At 67.7% G+C, this 18708-nt stretch carries 19 protein-coding genes; 7 read left to right on the top strand and 12 right to left on the bottom strand.

Annotation, left to right across the window (positions count from 1 at the left end):
• From IEY58_RS03515 to IEY58_RS34285, 5 genes are read right to left on the bottom strand one after another with little or no spacing between them, the layout of a single operon-like run.
• Window positions 1–342 (bottom strand): NIPSNAP family protein, encoded by a 342-nt coding sequence (locus IEY58_RS03515; RefSeq protein WP_189042584.1) that lies wholly within the window; start codon window positions 340–342, stop codon window positions 1–3.
• 16 nt (window positions 343–358) lie between these two features.
• Window positions 359–1597: an ABC transporter substrate-binding protein gene (locus tag IEY58_RS03510; RefSeq protein ID WP_189042582.1), complete on the bottom strand. Its 1239-nt coding sequence runs from the start codon at window positions 1595–1597 to the stop codon at window positions 359–361.
• A gap of 48 nt (window positions 1598–1645) precedes the next feature.
• A complete protein-coding gene (locus IEY58_RS03505; protein WP_189042580.1) occupies window positions 1646–2827 on the bottom strand; it encodes a 4-hydroxybenzoate 3-monooxygenase in 1182 nt (393 codons plus the stop codon).
• Window positions 2827–4536 (bottom strand): FAD-dependent oxidoreductase, encoded by a 1710-nt coding sequence (locus tag IEY58_RS03500; protein WP_189042578.1) that lies wholly within the window; start codon window positions 4534–4536, stop codon window positions 2827–2829. Before IEY58_RS03500 ends, IEY58_RS03505 begins: the two co-directional genes overlap by 1 nt.
• A gap of 30 nt (window positions 4537–4566) precedes the next feature.
• Window positions 4567–4866 carry a hypothetical protein gene (locus IEY58_RS34285; RefSeq protein WP_229743526.1) on the bottom strand — a complete coding sequence of 100 codons (300 nt, stop codon included), beginning with the start codon at window positions 4864–4866 and terminating at the stop codon, window positions 4567–4569.
• Between IEY58_RS34285 and IEY58_RS03495 the strand changes: the two genes are divergently transcribed.
• Together IEY58_RS03495 and IEY58_RS03490 are read left to right on the top strand one after the other, a co-directional pair.
• Window positions 4804–5631, top strand: coding sequence for a helix-turn-helix domain-containing protein (locus IEY58_RS03495; protein ID WP_229743518.1), 828 nt, complete (start codon window positions 4804–4806; stop codon window positions 5629–5631). The two genes, IEY58_RS34285 and IEY58_RS03495, sit on opposite strands and share 63 nt — an antisense overlap.
• A gap of 100 nt (window positions 5632–5731) precedes the next feature.
• Entirely contained in the window at window positions 5732–6535 is an 804-nt protein-coding gene (locus IEY58_RS03490) for an SDR family NAD(P)-dependent oxidoreductase (protein WP_189042574.1), read from the top strand.
• Here IEY58_RS03490 and pyk read toward each other — a convergent pair.
• The 4 genes from pyk to IEY58_RS03470 are packed head-to-tail and all read right to left on the bottom strand — an operon-like array spanning window position 6517 to window position 11707.
• Entirely contained in the window at window positions 6517–7938 is a 1422-nt protein-coding gene (pyk, locus tag IEY58_RS03485) for a pyruvate kinase (protein ID WP_189042572.1), read from the bottom strand. The genes IEY58_RS03490 and pyk overlap by 19 nt on opposite strands.
• A gap of 55 nt (window positions 7939–7993) precedes the next feature.
• Window positions 7994–9268 (bottom strand): glycerate kinase type-2 family protein, encoded by a 1275-nt coding sequence (locus IEY58_RS03480; RefSeq protein WP_189042570.1) that lies wholly within the window; start codon window positions 9266–9268, stop codon window positions 7994–7996.
• 14 nt (window positions 9269–9282) lie between these two features.
• The gene (locus IEY58_RS03475; protein ID WP_189042568.1) at window positions 9283–10356 is read right to left on the bottom strand and encodes a tartrate dehydrogenase; all 1074 of its coding nucleotides are present in this window, start codon (window positions 10354–10356) and stop codon (window positions 9283–9285) included.
• 49 nt (window positions 10357–10405) lie between these two features.
• Window positions 10406–11707, bottom strand: a complete 1302-nt coding sequence (locus IEY58_RS03470) for an MFS transporter (protein WP_189042566.1) — start codon at window positions 11705–11707, stop codon at window positions 10406–10408.
• A gap of 152 nt (window positions 11708–11859) precedes the next feature.
• On the opposite strand from IEY58_RS03470, the gene IEY58_RS03465 reads away from it, so the two are divergent.
• The 3 genes from IEY58_RS03465 to IEY58_RS03455 are packed head-to-tail and all read left to right on the top strand — an operon-like array spanning window position 11860 to window position 13991.
• A complete protein-coding gene (locus IEY58_RS03465) occupies window positions 11860–12774 on the top strand; it encodes a LysR substrate-binding domain-containing protein (RefSeq protein ID WP_189042564.1) in 915 nt (304 codons plus the stop codon).
• A 55-nt stretch (window positions 12775–12829) separates the two neighbouring features.
• Window positions 12830–13294 carry an Rrf2 family transcriptional regulator gene (locus IEY58_RS03460; RefSeq protein ID WP_189042562.1) on the top strand — a complete coding sequence of 155 codons (465 nt, stop codon included), beginning with the start codon at window positions 12830–12832 and terminating at the stop codon, window positions 13292–13294.
• Window positions 13284–13991 carry a class I SAM-dependent methyltransferase gene (locus IEY58_RS03455; protein WP_189042560.1) on the top strand — a complete coding sequence of 236 codons (708 nt, stop codon included), beginning with the start codon at window positions 13284–13286 and terminating at the stop codon, window positions 13989–13991. The genes IEY58_RS03460 and IEY58_RS03455 overlap by 11 nt, the downstream gene beginning before the upstream one ends.
• 80 nt (window positions 13992–14071) lie before the next feature.
• Here IEY58_RS03455 and IEY58_RS03450 read toward each other — a convergent pair whose 3' ends face one another.
• Window positions 14072–15502 carry an aldehyde dehydrogenase family protein gene (locus tag IEY58_RS03450; protein WP_189042558.1) on the bottom strand — a complete coding sequence of 477 codons (1431 nt, stop codon included), beginning with the start codon at window positions 15500–15502 and terminating at the stop codon, window positions 14072–14074.
• Window positions 15503–15724: 222 nt separating this feature from the next.
• On the opposite strand from IEY58_RS03450, the gene IEY58_RS03445 reads away from it, so the two are divergent.
• Entirely contained in the window at window positions 15725–16210 is a 486-nt protein-coding gene (locus tag IEY58_RS03445) for a thiol-disulfide oxidoreductase DCC family protein (RefSeq protein WP_229743461.1), read from the top strand.
• 134 nt (window positions 16211–16344) lie between these two features.
• Here the strand turns inward: IEY58_RS03445 and IEY58_RS03440 are convergent, their stop codons facing one another.
• Both IEY58_RS03440 and IEY58_RS03435 read right to left on the bottom strand, forming a co-directional pair.
• Window positions 16345–17205, bottom strand: a complete 861-nt coding sequence (locus IEY58_RS03440) for a peptidoglycan-binding domain-containing protein (protein ID WP_189042556.1) — start codon at window positions 17203–17205, stop codon at window positions 16345–16347.
• Between the two features lie 415 nt (window positions 17206–17620).
• Window positions 17621–17833 (bottom strand): hypothetical protein, encoded by a 213-nt coding sequence (locus tag IEY58_RS03435; RefSeq protein ID WP_189042554.1) that lies wholly within the window; start codon window positions 17831–17833, stop codon window positions 17621–17623.
• Window positions 17834–18175: 342 nt separating this feature from the next.
• On the opposite strand from IEY58_RS03435, the gene IEY58_RS03430 reads away from it, so the two are divergent.
• Entirely contained in the window at window positions 18176–18586 is a 411-nt protein-coding gene (locus IEY58_RS03430) for a glycine zipper family protein (protein WP_229743460.1), read from the top strand.
• The last annotated feature ends 122 nt before the right edge of the window (window positions 18587–18708 follow it).

The raw sequence follows: 18708 nt of genomic DNA, 5'->3' as shown, positions 1-18708 counted from the left end.
TCACCGATCGTTCCGATCGAGCGACGGCATCGCCGCGCGTCGGATCAGCCGGTTTTCCTGGGCGACGATCAGATCGGCCGAGGCCTGGAGATAGGCCGGCCAGTCCGCGTCCTGGTCGCGCGCGGCGTGCAGGCGCTCGAACTCGCCCATATCGTCGAAGCCCCAGAGATGGACGACCTGGTTCAAGGGCCCGACCGCGCTCGTGAAGATGCCGAGCGGCCGGCCGAGGTACCGGAGCTGCACGGGCATGGCCAGCCGGTCGAACACTTCCAGGAACTCCGGCATCTTGCGCAGGCGGATCGTATAGGTTCTGAGGTCGACGATCGCGGATTCGTAGGACATCGTGCCTTCGCTCCCCTCAAGCCTTGACGAGCGGGCAGCCGCCCTCGGCGATCGGGCGGAACGCCTCTTCGGCCGAGAGGGTCGAGACCAGCTTGTAGACGTCGCCCGGGCCGTGGCTCTCCTCCGGCTTCTTCACCTCGAACAGATAGGCCGGATGAATCTTGCGCCCGTCTGCCCGGATGCTGCCCTTGCCGAAGCAATCGTCATCGGTCGGCATGCGCTTCATCAGGTCGACCACGTCGCGGCCCGACGCCTTGGCGCGCGCCACGCCCAGCGCCTTCACGGCCTTCAGGTAATGGAGCACGCACGAATAGTCGCCGGCCTGGCTCATGTTCGGGAACACCTTTGGCCCAAGCTTCGGCTTCACCCGGTTCATGAAGGCGCGGGTCCGCTCGTTCAGGTCCCAGTAGAAGGTCTCAGTCAGCGACAGGCCCTTGGCGGTGTTGAGCCCCATCGCCACCACGTCGGTAACATAGCCGACCATGGCGGCCATGCGCAGGCCGCCGGCCTCCAGGCCGAACTCCTGGGCCTGCTTCAGGCAGGTGACGAGCTCGGTGCCCGAATTGGCGAAGGCCACGACGTCAGCGCCGCTGCTCTGGGCCTGGACCAGGAACGAGGAGAAGTCGGTCGTGGTGCCCAAGGGATAGCGCACGGCGCCCAACACCTCGCCACCCGCCGCCTGGACGAATTTCGACGCATCCGCCTCGGCGGCATGGCCGAAAGCATAGTCGGCCGTGATGAAGAACCATTTCTTGCCACCCGAGCGGACGAGCGAGGTCGCGGTCGAATGGGCGAGGCACCAGGAATCCCAGGACCAATGCACCTGATTGGCGCTGCAGGCGGAACCGGTCAGGTCCGAGCTGCCGGCGGTCGTGATGAGGGCGACCTTGTTCTTTTCCTCGAGGATGCCGCGCGCACCTAGCGCAATCGCGCTGTTGCCGACATTCTCGATCATGTCGACACCGCCCTGGTCGAACCATTGCCGGATGATGGCGAGGCCGACGTCGGGCTTGTTCTGGTGGTCGGCGACCACGAGCTCGACCTTGATGTCGGGATTCTCAGCCATGAACTCGGCGACCGCCTGCTGGGCGCAGGCAACCGTGGTCGGGCCCGACACGTCGCGATAGACACCGGACATGTCGGTAATGACGCCGATCTTGATGGTCTTGGCCTCCTCCGCCCGGCCGAAGCGGGTCGGCATCAGGGCCGCCGCGGCGAGCCCGGATCCGATGAACAGGCGTCGATCAAGTTGCATAGGCTTCCTCCCTCGATTGGTCTTGGTTTGTCGTCGCGCCCTGCGCGCTCAGTGGAGCGGCAGGCCGACGTAGTTCTCGGCGATGGTGCGGGCGGCCGCGGGCGAGCTCGTGACCATGTCGAGCTCCGCCACTTGGCGGCGCCGGTCGAACTCGCTCGCATCGGCGAAGCGATGCAGCATCGACGTCATCCACCAGGAGAAATGCTGGGCCCGCCAGATGCGGCGGAGCGCCGTCGCCGAATAGGCCTCGAGCCCGTCAGCCGTGCCGGCGGTGTAGAAGCGCTCGAGCGCGCGCGACAACACGAAGACGTCGGCGACCGCCAGGTTGAGCCCCTTGGCGCCAGTCGGCGGCACCGTGTGCGCCGCGTCGCCGGCGATGAACAGGCGCCCTGACTGCATCGGCTGGCGCACATAGCTGCGCATCGGCACGACGCCCTTCTGGAAGATCCGGCCTTCCTTGAGCCGGAAGCCGTTGCCGGATACCCGCGCCTGCAGTTCGGCCCAGATGCGGTCCTCGGACCAGTCGTCCGGGTTCTCGGCCGGATCGCATTGGAAATACATGCGCTGAACGCCCGGCGAGCGGGTCGAGATCAGCGCGAAGCCGCGGTCGTGACGCGCATAGATGAGCTCGTCCGACGAGGGCGGCGCCTCGGCCAGGATGCCGAACCAGCCGAACGGATAAATCCGCTGATAATCCTCGCGCTCGCCCGCCGGCATCGCCTCGCGCGACGGGCCGTAGGAGCCGTCGCAGCCGGCGATGAAATCGGCCGCGAGCTCGCAGAGCGCGCCATCGGGCGCCATGAACCGCACCCGGGGCGCTTGCCCGATATCGAGGATCTGGGCGTCGGCCGCCTCGAACACGATCTCCCCACCCGCGGCGAGCCGGGCCGCGATCAGGTCCTTCAGCACCTCGTGCTGCGGATAGACCGTGACCGAGCGGCCGCCCGTCAGGTTGTAGAGATCGATCCGGCGGCCCTCGCCGCCGAAGCGGAACTCGAAGCCGTGATGGTTGAAGCCTTGGCACTTAAGCCGCTCGCCGACGCCGGTTTCGACCATCAGGTCGACCGTGTTCTGCTCCAGCACGCCGGCGCGGATGGTCGTCTCGATCTGTTCGCGGCTGCGCCGGTCGAGCACGACCGAGCGGATGCCGGCAAGGTGCAGCAGATGGGACAGCATCAGGCCGGCCGGCCCGGCGCCGATGATCGCGACCTGGGTCTTGAGCGCGCGCATCAGAGCGCCCTCCCCGCCAGGTGGCAGCCGGTAATATAGCCGAACGTCATGATCGGCCCGAGCGTGATGCCGGCGCCCGGATAATTGCCTCCCATGACGCTCGCCCGGTCGTTGCCGACGGCGTAGAGCCCGGCGATCGGCGCCGAGCCGGCGCCCAGCACCCGTCCAAGCGGGTCGGTCTGAAGCCCGTCGAACGTGCCGAGATCACCCATGACGAGTTTGAGCGCGTAATAGGGCCCGGCCCCGATCGGCGCCACGTTCGGATTGGGCTTATGCTCCGGATCGCCGAGGTAGCGGTTGAACGCCGTCGAGCCGCGGCCGAACGCCGGGTCCTCGCCGCGCACGGCGCCGAGATTGTAGTCTTTCACCGTCTGCTCGAGCCCTGCGGCGTCGATGCCGGCCGCCTTCGCGAGCGCCGCCAGCGTACCGCCGGTCTTGAGATAGCCGTTCCGCGTATAGAGCTGGATCGGTACCGGCGCCGGCTTCGCATAGCCGAGGCCGTACTTGCGGATCGTCGCATGGTCGCAGATGAGCCAGGCCGCGGCCTCGCCATTGGCTTCGCTGTCGCGGATCATGGCGGCACCGGTGTCGTGGTAGGAGTTGGATTCGTTGGTGAAGCGCCGGCCGTGCCGGTTGACCGCAATGATGCCCGGCTTGTAGCGGTCGACCAGATGAGGGAAGACCCCGGTCCGGCCGCCGCCGAGCGGCACCTCGGACACGGGCATCCAGGCGGCCGCGTTCGGGAAGCGGATCTCGAACGCCGCCCCCGCCGCCTCGGCCATGCGGATGCCGTCGCCGGTATTGCCGGCCGGAGTCGGCGAGAGATGCCGGCTGCCGCGGGCAACATGGGGATAGGCGCGGGCGATCCGTTCCGGATCATGGGGGAAGCCGCCGCAGGCGAGCACGACCGCGCGGCGCGCCCTGATCGTTTCCTCTCCTGACGCAGCCTTCACGACCAGGCCACGCACGGCTCCATCCTCGATGAGCAGCCGCTCAGCCGCCGTGCCGGTACGGATCGGGATGCCGAGATCGAGGGCGGTCTTGGCGAGCCGCGCGACCAGCGCGTTGCCGCTGGTGATCTGCACGCCGCGGCGATAGAGCGCCAGGTCCTTCAAGTGCGAGGCAAGCCGGCGGCCGACATAGATCGCCGACTTGAGGGAGCGCGTCGCCTTGAAGAAATGCTTCAGGTCCTCGTTCGAGGAATTGAACATCATGCCGATGAAGGTGATCGTCTCGAGCGGCGGCCGGAGCCGCGTGATCTCCGGGCCCAGCCGGCGGGCATCGTAGGGGGCTGCCGTGACGGAGCGGCCGATCAGGGCACCGCCCTCGACATCCGGGTGATAGTCGGGATAGCCCGACAGCACGAACTTCGCCTCGGTCTCGCGCTCGAAGAACTCAAGCATGCGCGGCCCGGCGTCGAGGAAGGTCTCGACCGCCTCCTCATCGAAATAATTGCCGGCTTCGTGCCGAAGGTAGGTGCGCGCGGCCGCGCGGCTGTCCTTGATCCCGGCCTTGCGGGCATGCGGGTTGCCGGGGATCCACAGTACGCCGCCGGAAAAGGCCGTGGTGCCGCCGAAGAATTCCTCCTTCTCGATCACGACCACGTCGAGGCCGCCCTTCCTGGCGGTGATCGCGGTCGAGAGACCGCCGGCCCCGGATCCCACGACCAGGACGTCGCAGTCGAGCGAACCCACACGCTCTTCGGCCATACTTCGCTTCCTCCCACCCGACGATGTGGATCAGCGCCGCGCCGAAACCCCGGCGACGTTCGAGCCCGATCCCTTGTCGATTGCGGTAGAACGGTAGCGGCGCCACGACCGGCTCGACAATGGACTTTTCTCGATTCCTGTTGTACTTTTCATCATATTGTTTGAGTGGAAAGCTGATGAGAAATGCGCAGCGCGGAGCCTATCCCTCGCTACTATCTTTACGGCGAAGCGCCGGACGACGTTGAACTTTTCTTCCTGCACGTCGAAGTGATTCATCGGCGAAGCGGCGCAAACAATTGGATTATTCGTGCACATGCGCATCCGGATCATCACCAGATCCTGCTCGTGAGCAAGGGCGGCGGCACGCTGCGTGTCGACGAGACGGAATGGCATTTCGAGGCACCGGCCCTGCTGGTGATACCGGCGCTCAGCGTGCATGCGATTGAATTCCGGGCCGGCTCCGACGGCTTCGTCATCACGGTCTCGACCGATTTCCTGACCGCGGCGATCGAGGGCGACGAGGCGCTTGGCACCGCTTTCTCCGGCCGGGCGCGCTGCGTCTATAACGAGCTCGGCAAGATCCAGAGCCTGGTCGATGCGTTTCAAGCGGTCGCGCGCGAGTTCGTCTGGCAGGCGCCCGGCCGGCGCATCGCCATCAAGGCGCATCTGCAGCGCATCCTGATCACACTCGCCCGGCTGCAGTCGGCAAGCGCGCAGGAGGACGGTAGCCTGCATCGGCGCGACAGCGAGATCGTCGTGCGCTATCGCGAGCTGGTCGAGCGCGAGTTCCGCCAGCAGCCGGACCTGTCGGCCGTCGCCAAGGCGCTGGGCGTTACGACGGCGCGGCTCAACCAGGCCTGCCGCTCCGTCACGGGCAAGACGGCGCTCACCGTCATGCATGACCGTCTCATGATCGAGGCGAAGCGGGCGCTGCTCTATACCGGCATGACCGCGGCCGAGATCGCCTGGTCCATGGGCTTCGCCGACCCGGCCTATTTCAACCGCTTCTTCTCGCGCCGCGCCGGCCTCTCGCCGGGCGCCTTCCGCGCGTCCAAGGGGCTTGGGCCGAACGCTGCTACGGCCCGAGCCGGCTGATCGCCGGAAAGTCCAAGAGGAAACGGGAAAAGTCCATTGCCCGGCCGGACCGGGCAGCCCCTAGATCGCGAGCGGGAAGCAATGCGACAGGAGGAATGCCATGGGCGGTCGGAACACCGTCATCATCACCGGTGCCGCCGATGGCATCGGCTGGGCGACCGCGCAGAAATTCGCCGAGGCCGGCTATAGGCTGGCGTTGCTCGACCTGCGCGAGGCCGAGGTTCAGGCCCGCGCGGCCGAGCTTGGGCCTCAGCACTTGGGCCTGCGCTGCGACGTCGCGGCCGAGGCGGAGGTCAAGGCTGCGGTCGACACCGTGGCCCGGCGCTATGGCCGGATCGACGCGGTCGTCAACAATGCCGGCATCGGCAATCCCCATATCCCGACGTTGGAGCAGACGCTCGAGAGTTTCGAGCGCGTGCTGCACATCCATCTCTCGGGCACGTTCCTCGTGTCGCGCGAGGCGGCGCGGATCATGATGGCGGGTGACGGCGGCGCCATCGTCAACGTGAGCTCGATCGCCGGCATTACCGGCCTGCCGCGGCGCAACGCCTATGGCGCCGCCAAGGCCGGCATCGTCGCCATGACTCGCTCGATGGCGTGCGAATGGGCCGGCCGGGGCATCCGCGTCAATGCGGTCGCCCCCGGCTTCACCCTGACCGCGCTCGTTGAGAAACTGGAGCAGGACGGCTCGATCGATATCCGGCGGCTCGAGCGGCGCATCCCGATGGGGCGGCTTGCCCGGCCGGCGGAGATCGCCGACACGATCCTGTTCCTCTGCTCGCCCGCGGCCAGCTACGTGACCGGCGCCATGCTGAGCGTGGACGGCGGCTGGGCCGCGTTCGGCGACGCGGGAGACGCCGCCGATCCCCACTCCGAACCGCGACCTCAGTCCCTGGGGATGTGAACCACCCGCAGGTTGTTGGTCGTCCCCGCCTGGGCGAAGGGGATGCCGGCAACCACGACCATCAGATCGTCGGGGCGCGCGAACTCCTCGGTCTGGCCGATGGCGCAGGCGTGGTCCACCATCTCCTCGTAGGTATGGATATCCTCGGAGAGCACGCTGTGGGCGCCCCAGAGCAGGCAGAGGCGCCGGGAGACGGCCTCGTTCGCAGTGATCGCGAGGATCGGCACGGCCGGACGCTTACGCGCGATACGTGCTGCCGTGGTCCCGCTGGACGTGAACGCCACGATGGCCGCGGATTGGATGACGTCCGCCAGGCCGGCCGCCGCCGCAGCGACCGCGTGCGGCGCCGTCTTCTCCTCGTCGGGGGCCGAGGCGTCGATGATCGAGCGATAGAGCTTGTGGTGCTCGGTGCTGCGGATGATCCGGTCCATCATCTCGACGGCTTCGACCGGATAGGAACCGCTGGCGGATTCCGCCGACAGCATGACGGCATCGGCGCCGTCGTAGATCGCGGTTGCCACGTCCGACGCCTCCGCGCGCGTCGGGGTGGGTGCCGCGACCATGGAATCGAGCATCTGGGTCGCGACGATCACCGGCTTCACCGCCAGCCGGCAGGCGCGCACCAGTTCCTTCTGGCGGCCCGGCACATCCTCATGCGGGATCTCGACGCCCAGGTCGCCGCGCGCGACCATCACCGCGTCGGACAGGCGGATGATGTCGTCGATGCGTTCGAGCGCCGAAGGCTTCTCGATCTTCGCCATCAGCGCCGCCCGATCGCCGATCAGCCCGCGCGCCTCCAACAGGTCCGCGGGCTTCTGGACGAAGGACAGCGCCACCCAGTCGACGCCCAGGTCGAGCCCGAAGGCGAGGTCGGCGCGATCCTTGGCGGTCAGCGGCGACAGGTCGAGCACCGTGCCGGGCAGGTTGACGCCCTTGCGATTGGAGATCGCACCGCCGAAGATCACCTTGGCCTCGATGAAATCATCGCCAAGCCGGGTGACGGCAACGCGCACGCGGCCGTCGTCGATCATCAGGTGATCGCCCGGCATGATCGCCGCAAAGATCTCCGGATGGGGCAGCGGGATCGCGTTGCGGTCCCCGTCGGTGCCGGACGGCACGAAGCGAATCGTCTCGCCGGCCGCGACGGTGATCTTGCCGTCCCGAATCGTCCCGACGCGGATCTTCGGTCCCTGGAGATCCTGGAGGATGCCGATCGGCCGACCGAGCTCGGTCTCGAGCGCGCGGATGGCGCGGTGCACCTTGGCGTGGTCATCGTGCGTGCCATGGCTGAAATTCAGGCGGAACGTATCGACGCCGGCCAGGAACAGCCGCTTCAGCATATCGGGCGACGCGCTCGCCGGTCCGACGGTGGCAACGATCTTGGCATGGCGGTGACGACGCATGTCTTTTCGGCCACGCGGGCCGCCTCCTTGGGTGGTGTTCGGGAGCGCCGACCCGTCAGGTGACCAGCACGGCGCGGATGTCGTTCACGTTGGTGAGCGTCGGGCCGGTGACGACGAGGTCACCGACGGCGCGGAAGAAACTATAGCTGTCGTGCCCTGCCAGCAAGGCGCGAGCATCGAGGCCGGCCGCCCGGCCGCGATGCAGAGTGTCCGGCGTGACGATGGCGCCGGCCGCATCCTCGGTCCCGTCGATCCCGTCGCTGTCGCCTGCGATGGCCCAGACGCCCGCCTCGCCCGCCATCGCCACGGCGAAGCCCAGCAGGAATTCCGTGTTGCGGCCGCCGCGCCCCGCGGGGCCACGACCAATGGTCACCGTCGTCTCCCCGCCGGACAGGATGACCGCGGGGCCGGCAACGGGCAGGCCGTTGGTCCGGACCGACCGGGCGATGCCGGCCATGACCGTGCCGAGCTCCCGGCTTTCCCCTTCGAGCGCGTCGCCCAGGACGAGCGGCGTCAGCCCCTCGCACCGCGCGGCATCGGCCGCCGCGGCAAGTGCCAGCTGGGGTGCGGCGATCAACCGGACGTCACTCGCGCGCTCACCCGGCTTCGGCGTCTCGCGCCCCTCCTCAAGCACGGCGCAGGCCGCGGGCGGCAGGTCGATGGCATAGCGCGCGACGATCTCCCGCACGTCGGCGAGCGTGCTTGGATCAGGCACGGTCGGCCCGGAAGCGATCGCCGCCGGATCGTCTCCCGGCACATCGCTGATCACCAGCGTGACCAGGCGAGCCGGCCGCGCCGCGGCGGCGAGGTGCCCGCCCTTGATCCCCGACAGGTGCTTGCGCACCGTGTTCATCTCCGCGATGGTCGCACCGCTGGCCAGCAGTGCGCGATTGACGGCCTGCTTGTCGGCGAGCGTCATGCGGCCGGCCGGCAGGGTCATGAGTGCGGAGCCGCCGCCGGAGATGAGCGCCACCACCAGGTCATCGGGACCGAGGCCGCCGACGGCATCGAGGATGCTTCGCGCCGCCCGTTCGCTCCGGTCATCAGGCACCGGGTGGGACGCCTCGATGATCTCGATTCGCCCCGCCGGCACGGCGTGGCCCTCGCGGGTGACGACCACGCCCGTGAGGTCCACGTCGCGCCAGGCGGCGTCGAGCGCTGCCGCCATCGCCGCCGAGGCCTTGCCGGCCCCGACCACGACGCAGCGTCCCCTGGGCTTTTCAGGCAAATGGCGCAGCACCGCGGCACCCGCATCGGCGCTCGCCACGGCCGCATCGAAGATCCGCCGCAACGCCGCCCGCGCCGTCGCATCGTCCCAGGGTCCGCCCATTGCCCGATCCCCGCTCAGACGTTCGAGCTGTGGATGGCATCCACGACGGCAGCCGTCACCTCGGCCGTCGTGGCGGTGCCGCCGACGTCAGGGGTCAGGATGCCGGCGGCGCACACCCGCTCGACAGCGCGCATCAAGCGTGCCGACGCCTCGGCCTCGCCCAGGTGGTCGAGCATCTGCGCCGCGGTCCAGAACGAGGCGACCGGGTTGGCGATGCCCTTGCCGGTAATATCGAAGGCCGAGCCATGGATTGGCTCGAACATCGACGGGAAGCGGCGTTCCGGGTCGATGTTGCCGGTCGGTGCCACCCCCAGGCTGCCGGCAAGCGCGCCAGCGAGATCCGACAGGATGTCGGCATGCAGGTTGGTGGCGACGATCGTGTCCAGGCTCTGCGGCTTCAGCGTCATGCGCACGGTCATGGCGTCGACCAGCATCTTGTCCCAGGTGACGTCCGGGAATTCCTGAGATACCTCGGCCGCGATCTCGTCCCACATCACCATGCCGTGCCGCTGGGCATTGGACTTGGTCACGACGGTCAGCAGCTTGCGCGGCCGGGCCTGCGCCAGCTTGAAGGCGTAGCGCATGATGCGGGTGACGCCGACGCGGGTGAAGATCGCAACCTCGGTCGCGACCTCTTCCGGCAGGCCGCGATGGGCGCGCCCGCCGTGGCCGGCATACTCGCCCTCCGAATTCTCGCGGACGATCACCCAGTCGAGGTCACCCTCGCCGACATGGCGCAGGGGCGAGGTGACGCCCGGCAGGATCCGGGTCGGCCGCACGTTGGCATATTGGTCGAAGCCCTGGCAGATCGGCAGGCGCAACCCCCAGAGCGTCACATGGTCCGGCACGTCGGGCGCACCCACGGCGCCGAAGTAGATCGCGTCGAACGGCTTCAGCGTCTTAAGCCCGTCCGCCGGCATCATGACGCCGTGCTTCTTGTAGTAGTCCGATCCCCAGTCGAAGGTCGTGACATTGAACTTCGCCTCGCCCAGCCGCTGCTCGAGGGCCTTCAAGACCGTGGTGCCGGCGGCGATGACCTCGGGGCCGATGCCGTCGGCGGGGATGGCTGCAATCGTGTATTCGCGCATGGTGGAACTACCTCTGGTTCGATGGGGCTCTGGTTCGATGGGATCGGGATCAATGTCGGGTGACGGGTTCGGCGACGCGCCGCTTCCGGTGGGCGCGTGACAGGGCGAGCGTCAGGATGGCAGAGAGTGCCGGCAAGACGGCGACGAAATAGAGCCCGTAGACGAAGCTGCCGGTCAGGTCCTTGATCCAGCCGATCATGGCGGGGCCGACGAAGCCGCCGAGATTGCCGATGGAGTTGATGGTGGCGATGCCGGCCGCGGCCGCCGGGCCCGACAGGAAGATCGTCGGCATGCTCCAGAGCGGCGGCTTGGCCGCGCTGATGCCGATGTTGACGAGTGTCAGCGCCAGCAGCACCGGGACCACCGTGGCAGCAGACCCGGCCCATACCAGGCCGACGGAGGCGAGCAGGCAGGCCGCGACCACGTGCCAGGTCCGTTCGCCGGTGCGGTCCGAATGGCGGGCCCACAGCACCATGGCGAGCACCGCGACGATGGCCGGGATCGCGTTCAGGAATCCCACCTGGAGCGACGTCAGGCCGAATTGCTTGATGATCATCGGCGACCAGATGCCGAGCGTGTAGAGGCCGGCCGAGGTGCCGAAATACACCAGCGACAAGGCCAGCACGCGACCGTCCGCCAAGCCGCGCCAGACACTGTGGCTCGCGGTCGCCGCCTTGCTCGCCCGCTCGGCGTTCATGGTATTGACCAGCCAGGCACGCTCCTCGTCGGCGAGCCATGTCGCCTTCTCCGGACGATCGGTCATGTAGAACAGGACGACGACGCCCAGGATGACAGCCGGTGCCGCCTCGGCCAGGAACATCCACTGCCAGCCGGCGAGGCCCAAGAGACCATGCAGCTCCAGCAGCGCCCCGGAGACGGGCGAGCCGAGTGCCGTCGACAACGGTGCCGCCGCCATGAAGAGCGCCGTGACGGCGGCGCGGCGGCGCGGCGGAAACCAGTAGCTGAGATAGAGGATGATGCCGGGAAAGAAGCCCGCTTCCGCGGCGCCCAGCAGGAAGCGCAGAACATAGAAGCCGGTGCTGCCCTGAACGAATGCCATGGTGCCCGACACCAGGCCCCAGGTGATCATGACCCGGGCGATCCAGATCCGGGCGCCGACCTTGTCGAGGATCAGGTTGGACGGAACCTCGAACAGGAAATAGCCGAGGAAGAAGATCCCGGCGCCGAACCCGAAGACCGTCGGCGAGAATCCCAGCTCCTTGTTCATCGTCAGTGCTGCAAAGCCGATATTCACGCGATCGATGAACGCGATGAAATACAGCAGCATGATGAAAGGAACGATGCGCAGCGTAATCTTGCGCAATACGCGCAGCTCGAGCGTGCCGTCCATCGGACGCTTCCTCCATATACTGTTACTTTATTGGGTGGCGACGCTATTTGTCTGCGCGGCTCCGGCAGATTTCGCCGCCGAACCGGAATGAAGTCAATTCGCGTGCGATTATACAAAAAAATCATATAATCGCCCGGCAGGAGGGCCGGACGATGGACTTGCACCAGCTCCGCTGCTTCGTCGCGGTGGCGGAGGAACTGCATTTCGGGCGTGCGGCGCAGCGGCTTGGCATGCTGCCGTCGGCGCTCGGGCGCCACATCCGCCTACTGGAAGAGGATCTGGGTTCCCGTCTCCTGGCACGGACCACGCGGAACGTGGCACTGACCGAGGACGGTGCAACGCTGCTCGATGAGGCGCGGGCATTGCTGCTTCAGGCCGACGACCTTGCGGCACGCTTCCGCGCGCAGGGGCGCCAGCAAACGGCGCTGCTCCGGGTCGGCGCCATCGACAGTGCGGCGGCCGGCTTGCTGCCGCTGCTGCTGCACGATTTCCGCGAACGCCATCCCGAGATCGTCGTGCAGCTGGTGGAGGACAAGACGATCCGCCTTCTGCCGCGCCTGTTGTCCGGGCGGCTCGACCTCGCGTTCGTCCGTCCGCCGGAGAGCCCCGACAAGCGGCTCGAATTCCTGTTCCTGTTCCACGAGACGGTCGTCGTGGCCGTGCCGGCCCGGCATCCGCTGGCGCGCCGCGACCGGCTCGCGATCGCGGATCTGGCCGATCAGCCGCTCATCGTGCCCGAGCGGCGGTCACGGCCGCACAGCCACGACCTGACCGTCAAGCTGTTCGCCGAAGCGGGGCTGCAGCCGCGCATCGCGCAGCTGGCCGAGGAGAAGCAGACGATCATCAACCTGGTCGGCGCCGGGCTGGGGGCGGCGATCGTGCCGAAATGGACCGCGCGCATGGCGACGGAGAGCGTGCGCTTCATCCCGCTGGATGCGCAGGGTGCCGGCGGTCGAGACCGCCTGCCGCTGGCGGCGGCCTGGCTGCACGACGCGCGCGACGCGGTCCGCGACCGGATGCTGGCCACGCTGCGCGCCGGCCTCGCCGCCTATGCCGAGCAGGCTTGAGGCCGTCCGCCATCACCATTGACTGACCTCACGATCATGTACTAATAGGAGTTACATGAAACGCGATAGTCGATTGTCGGGCGTGCTCCATGTGCTGCTGCACATGGCGGAGCACGAGGGACCGATCACCTCGGAGGTGCTCGCCCGGGCGATGCAGACGAACCCCGTCGTGATCCGGCGGATCATGGCGGGACTGCGGGGGCAAGGTTATGTGCGCTCGGAAAAGGGGCATGGCGGCGGCTGGTCGCTCGCCTGCGATCTAGGCGCGATCACGTTGCGCGACATCTACGACGCGCTCGGCTGTCCATCGCTTCTGGCGATCGGCAACCGGACCGAGGCGCCGGGCTGCCTCGTCGAGCAGGCGGTCAACGCGGCGCTCGACACGGCCTTCCATGATGCGGAAGCGCTGCTGCTCGCCCGCCTCGGCGATGTGACACTCGCCGCCTTGAGCGCCGATTTCCACGCGCGCCTGGAGCGCCGATCAAAAGACGCCAGAACGGGAGAGGGGCATGACAGCTGAGATCGCGGATGGCGCCGAGCACTTCCTGCGCGCGTTTTCGGACCCGGAAGCCGTCGCCCGCTACGCCGAAGGGCCGCGTCGGTTCGTTCCCGGCCTGGAGGCGCTGCACCGCATGACGGGCGTTCTTCTGGCCGAGCAAGCGCCCGCGAATGCGAAGGTGCTCGTGCTGGGCGCGGGCGGCGGGCTGGAGTTGAGCGCCTTGGCCGAAGCCCAGCCCGGCTGGACCTTTGTCGGCGTCGATCCCTCGCGGGAAATGCTGCAGTTGGCCGAGCGGACGCTCGGACCCCGCATGGCGCAGGTCGAGCTGATCGAGGGCTATATCGATGACGCGCCCGACGGCCCGTTCGACGCGGCGACCTGCCTGCTCACGCTCCACTTTCTTGCGGCACCGGCACGGCAAAAAACGGTCCGCGCGATCCACCGCCGGCTCCGGCCCGGCGCGCCCTTCGTGGCCGCCCACGGCAGCTTCCCGCAGGATCCGGAGGAGCGCGCGCTTTGGCTGGACCGCTACGCCGCTTACGCAATCGCCTCCGGCGCCGACCCCGAACAGGCTGGAAGCGCTCGGGCGGCCGTGGACGCGATGGCTCCCATGCTGAGCCCTGAACAGGATGAGGCGATCCTGCACGATGGCGGCTTTCGGAACGTTCGCCCGTTCTTCGCCGCATTCACCTGGCGCGGCTGGATCGCCCATGCCTAGAGCACGATCCTTGAGCGTTCAGGCGGAGAGAGGCGCGATGCCTTCCCGTCTCTCTCCGCCCCCTTTCGGCCGAGGCTCGATCAGGCGGCGTCGTAGCCCACGATGCCCTTGATCTCCAGGAACTCCTCCAGGCCGAACTCGGCATACTCGCGGCCGTTGCCCGACTGCTTGTAGCCGCCGAACGGCGCACCCGCGTCCCAGGCCGGATAGTTGATGTAGACGTTGCCGGAGCGCATGCGGGCGGCAACGCGCCGGGCGCGCGCGAGATCGCCCGACTGGACGTAGGAGGCGAGGCCGTAGGGCGTGTCGTTGGCGAGCCGGATCGCCTCCTCTTCGCTCTCGTAGGAGAGGATCGACAGCACCGGCCCGAAGATCTCCTCGCGTGCGATCGTCATCTCCGGGCGGACGTGGCCGAACACCGTCGGGCGCACGTAGTAGCCGCGGTTCAGCCCCTCGGGCCGGCCAGGGCCGCCGGTGACGAGCGTGGCACCCTCGGCGATGCCGCTTTCGATCAGGCGTTGGATCTTGTCGAACTGCACCTGGCTCACGACCGGGCCCAGCACCGTGTCGGCCGCGTCGGGCGGGCCAACACGGAAGGTCTCGGCCGCCGCCTTGGCGATCTCGAGCGCTTCATCGTGCCGGGCGAGCGGCACGAACATGCGGGTCGGCGCGTTGCACGACTGCCCGCTGTTGCCGTAGCAGCCGGCGACGCCGCGCGTGACCGCGTGACGGAGATCGGCATCGTCGAGGATGATGTTGGCCGACTTGCCCCCGAGTTCCTGGTGCACGCGCTTCACCGTATCGGCCGCGGCTTTCGCGACCAGGATGCCGGCCCGGGTCGAGCCGGTGAAGGACACCATGTCGACGTCCGGATGACGCGCGATCGCCTCGCCCACGGTCGGGCCGTCACCGTTCACGAGGTTGAAGACACCCTTGGGCACGCCCGCCTCGTGCAGCACCTCGGCGAACAGGATGCCGTTGATGGGGGCCACCTCGCTCGGCTTCAGCACCATGGTGCAGCCGGCGGCGAGCGCCGGCGCCACCTTGCAGACGATCTGGTTGATCGGCCAGTTCCAGGGCGTGATCATGCCGACGACGCCGATCGGCTCCCTGGTGACGAGCGTCGTGCCGGCGAGCCGGTCGAACTCATAAGACTCGAGCGCCTCGATCATCTTGGTGAGATGCGCCGTGCCCATGCCGGCCTGCGACGTCTTCGCGAGCTTCTGGGGCGCGCCCATCTCGCGCGAGAGTGCGGCTGCGACCTCGTCGTAGCGGCTCTTGTAGACCTCGAGCACGCGCCTCAAGAGCTGGAGCCGCTCGGCCTTGCTGGCGCGCGCGAAAGCCGGAAAGGCGGCCTTGGCGGCCGCGACGGCGCGGTCGACGTCGGCTTCGCTGCCGAGCGAAATCTTGGTGAAGGCCTCTTCCGTCGCGGGATCGATCACGTCCAGCGTGCGCGGGATCACCGGATCGACCCAGGCGCCGTCGATATAGAACTGCAATTCGTGCGACATGACATTCTCCCGGAGTGGACATGGCCGGACGGCCGGAACGAAGCGCTATATTTGAATGAATATAGCGAATAATGCGAGAGGACCGATAGCCGCAAGAAGCACGACGGGTAAGCGGTCGGCGGCGAGCTTGGTGTTCGACCGAACCTATCGCCTCAGCGCGCTTCAGGGCCGTATAGTCGATCTTTGCCTGATGACGGCGGTCGAGGGGGAATTTTCGGAAAGATGGCTAGCGCTGCCGCCACGTCCGCGCGCGAGGACGGCGCAATCATGACGGGGCGCACGCTCGAGCAGGAGCGCAACCGCGTGGCGCTCACCGGCCCGCTCGTGCTGTTCGACGGCGTCTGCAACCTGTGCCACGGCGTCGTCCAGTTCCTCTTGCCGCGTGACCGGGCCGGCCGGCTCTATTTCGCGCCGATGCAGTCCGCGACCGGCCAGCAGGTCCTGGGCCGGCACAAGCTGCCGCTCGATGACTGGGACAGTTTCGTCTTCCTGGACGAGGGTCGGATCTATCTGAAATCCGCGGCGATCTTTCGGATTGCGCGATCCTTGCCGTGGCCCTGGCGGCTGCTGTGGGTCTTTCGATTCCTGCCCAGGCCAGGCGCCGACTGGCTTTACGACCGGGTCGCGCGGAACCGCTATGCGCTGTTCGGCAAGCGGCAGCAATGCATGGTTCCCGACGCAAAATCGCGCGCAAGGTTCCTCGTCTAGGCGTTGAGACCAACGTCCGCTATCCGGCAAAGGCCCGGGGTTGGCTCGGCGGCAACGCTGCCGGTTTTCCGCGGGCTATGCGGACCCTGGAAAACCGGCGCGTGCCGCCCTGCCACCAAAGAGATCGCGGCGCCCTACTTGTAGATCGAGCTGTTGGGCGCGACCGGCGGCGTTGCAGCCGGCGTCGTCGCAGCCGGTTGGGCGCCAACCTGGGCGGTTGGGCTGCCCTGTACCGGCGGATTGCCTTGGGCGGGCGCGCTGCCCTGCACAGGAGGAGCGCTCTGGGCGAGGTCGGTGAGCGGCACAGGATCGAGGCCCAGCGCGGTCTTGGTCGGGGCATCGAGCTGGCCGGTCGAAGCCATGCTGTTCGCCTGCTGGAAATTGCGCACTGCCGTGCTCGTCGCAGGTCCCCAGCGCCCATCGACGTTATTGCGCACGTAGAACCCCTGATCGTGCAAGCGCTGCTGCGCCCGTAAAACCAGGTCTGTCGATGCGGCCCGCTCGGCCGCCGGTCCCGTCTCGGTTCTCCAGGCCCCGTCCGGTTCAAGGCAGGCGACCCCCTCGACCGGCTGGGTCTGCCCGTCGATCATCGCCTGGCTGCTCACGAACCGGCAGGTGCGAGGTCCGCCTCCGGCCGCCGCCCCTTGTTGGGCAGCACCCTGGCGCGCGCTGGCGCCCTGGGGTGAAGCCTGCCGGTGTGAGGGGCAGCCCTCGACCTGGCGGCCGGCATAGCCGCCGGCGAGCGCGCCGCCGACGACGCCGACCCCAGTCATCACGCCCTTACCGGCCCCCCCGCCGAACTGGCTGCCAAGCAGGCCGCCGCCCACGGCACCGAGGACGCTGCCGACCACATTCCCCGTCGAGCCGCTGAGCGGGCCGCCGCCGCAGTCCGCGGCCGACGCTTGTCCGGGATGGAGGAGAAAAGCTGCCGAAACCAGCAAGGCCGTCATTGCAAGACGGCTCTGCACGATGTGCGGCCAAATATGGGTCTTCATGGAAGTCTCCGTGCGGTCGTCCGGTGACCACAAGCCACACCGTAAACGCCTCTGAAGACGCAAAGTTGCAGTTGGGACAGCACCAAAAAAGAATCAAAAGAGAGGCATTTTCCGCGCGTCGTTCAATCGACGGCGGCGACGCGAGCGATCGTTCCGGACGCCGCCGAATGCCCGATCGGCTGGGCTGTGCTGCGGCGGCAAATTGCGCCACAGCTTGGTCATTAGGTCTTTCAAGCGCCATCGGCCTAAGATTCCGCCCTTGAACCGAGCCCCCCCGCCGGACCGCCGATACGTCCCTGTCGGCAGCTTCCGAGGATAGGGCAGGATCGGATGCCGGAATGGAGAGACACGTGCATAAGACATCTGTAGCGGCGCTCGTCGCCGGGCTTCTCCTTCTGCAAGCCGGATGCGCCGATCAGCCAAGCGGGAACAGCGTCGCATCGACTTCAGCCGGACCTTCTACGGCATCTTCTGCCGGCGCCGATGCCTCGTCGGCCCATCCGCAAAGCCCGGCGACGCAAGCGCCGGCGACGCTGGCACCGGCCGCAACGGGCCAATCCAGCGGCAGCGAACGATCCCTCTTCTCGGTCGGCACATGGTCTGCCATCGGCGCCGGGGCCTTAGCCATCGCGGGCATCGCACTCGCGGTGTTCTGAGTGCGGCGGCCTGCGTCGAGCGCGCCTTCCTGGTGCACTGCTCATAGCGCGGAATGCACTCCGGGACAAAATCGATGCGGGTGAGACGCTGGTCTCACCCGCATCGTCTATCCAGCGTTCAATCTTTGGTCGCGATTCGACGTCGGCACCTGCTTGACAGTCGCCGCTGCGGTACGAGAACTAGGGTTGACGGCGCCCGCGCTTCCTCCTCTCTAGGTCACTGGCAGCAGGAGGAGCCCGATGCGGCACCTCTGTCAGGCGGCGAAGACCGTCGGCTTCAATTTTCGTCCCGTGCAGTTCGAGCAGGAGTTGCGATGATGGATTTTCACCGCGATGGTCGTCGGTTCCTGAAATCAATGACACTCATTGTCTGTATGACGGGCGGCCTCGCGGCATGTGCCGGCGCCGACTTCCGGCCGGTTGTCGACATGACGGGCCATACCCAGGCGGAATACGAGCAGGATCTCGCGATGTGCCAAGACCAGGCCCGCAGCGTGCGCAATAACGGCGACCTGGCGGAAGATGCCGGGCTTGGCGCGGTCGCCGGCGCCGCGGGCGGGGCGGTGCTCGGCGCGATCACCGGCAATGCCGGAACCGGCGCCGGCATCGGCGCCTTGACAGGCTTGGTCGGCGGCGGGGGGCACAAGGAAGCGGAGACGGAGGAGCGTGAGCAGCGAATCATCACGAACTGCATGCGCGCCCATGGGTTCAATGTTTACGGCTAGAGCGGTTTGCGACCTGAGTGATTCGAGGATTCCCAAAGGCGCGTGATCGTGATTCCCTACGATGGGAGGTGGGTCACGATGACGAAGCCGCTATCCGTTGATTTGAGGGGCCGTGTCGCGCG

It is taken from the genome of Aliidongia dinghuensis (assembly GCF_014643535.1).
Taxonomy (GTDB): Bacteria; Pseudomonadota; Alphaproteobacteria; order ATCC43930; family CGMCC-115725; genus Aliidongia; species Aliidongia dinghuensis.
This window is presented reverse-complemented; position numbering and strand designations above follow the sequence as displayed.

Bases quoted from the DNA above. Each gene is read 5' to 3' on its own strand.
- IEY58_RS03445 (WP_229743461.1), top strand. From the start codon at position 15,725: ATGGCTAGCGCTGCCGCCACGTCCGCGCGCGAGGACGGCGCAATCATG.
- pyk (WP_189042572.1), bottom strand. From the start codon at position 7,938: ATGCGTCGTCACCGCCATGCCAAGATCGTTGCCACCGTCGGACCGGCG.
- IEY58_RS03440 (WP_189042556.1), bottom strand. From the start codon at position 17,205: ATGAAGACCCATATTTGGCCGCACATCGTGCAGAGCCGTCTTGCAATG.
- IEY58_RS03450 (WP_189042558.1), bottom strand. From the start codon at position 15,502: ATGTCGCACGAATTGCAGTTCTATATCGACGGCGCCTGGGTCGATCCG.
- IEY58_RS03510 (WP_189042582.1), bottom strand. From the start codon at position 1,597: ATGCAACTTGATCGACGCCTGTTCATCGGATCCGGGCTCGCCGCGGCG.
- IEY58_RS03515 (WP_189042584.1), bottom strand. From the start codon at position 342: ATGTCCTACGAATCCGCGATCGTCGACCTCAGAACCTATACGATCCGC.
- IEY58_RS03490 (WP_189042574.1), top strand. From the start codon at position 5,732: ATGGGCGGTCGGAACACCGTCATCATCACCGGTGCCGCCGATGGCATC.
- IEY58_RS03460 (WP_189042562.1), top strand. From the start codon at position 12,830: ATGAAACGCGATAGTCGATTGTCGGGCGTGCTCCATGTGCTGCTGCAC.
- IEY58_RS03505 (WP_189042580.1), bottom strand. From the start codon at position 2,827: ATGCGCGCGCTCAAGACCCAGGTCGCGATCATCGGCGCCGGGCCGGCC.
- IEY58_RS03455 (WP_189042560.1), top strand. From the start codon at position 13,284: ATGACAGCTGAGATCGCGGATGGCGCCGAGCACTTCCTGCGCGCGTTT.
- IEY58_RS03465 (WP_189042564.1), top strand. From the start codon at position 11,860: ATGGACTTGCACCAGCTCCGCTGCTTCGTCGCGGTGGCGGAGGAACTG.
- IEY58_RS03480 (WP_189042570.1), bottom strand. From the start codon at position 9,268: ATGGGCGGACCCTGGGACGATGCGACGGCGCGGGCGGCGTTGCGGCGG.
- IEY58_RS03470 (WP_189042566.1), bottom strand. From the start codon at position 11,707: ATGGACGGCACGCTCGAGCTGCGCGTATTGCGCAAGATTACGCTGCGC.
- IEY58_RS03500 (WP_189042578.1), bottom strand. From the start codon at position 4,536: ATGGCCGAAGAGCGTGTGGGTTCGCTCGACTGCGACGTCCTGGTCGTG.
- IEY58_RS03475 (WP_189042568.1), bottom strand. From the start codon at position 10,356: ATGCGCGAATACACGATTGCAGCCATCCCCGCCGACGGCATCGGCCCC.
- IEY58_RS03430 (WP_229743460.1), top strand. From the start codon at position 18,176: ATGATGGATTTTCACCGCGATGGTCGTCGGTTCCTGAAATCAATGACA.
- IEY58_RS34285 (WP_229743526.1), bottom strand. From the start codon at position 4,866: ATGATCCGGATGCGCATGTGCACGAATAATCCAATTGTTTGCGCCGCT.
- IEY58_RS03435 (WP_189042554.1), bottom strand. From the start codon at position 17,833: ATGGCTAAGGCCCCGGCGCCGATGGCAGACCATGTGCCGACCGAGAAG.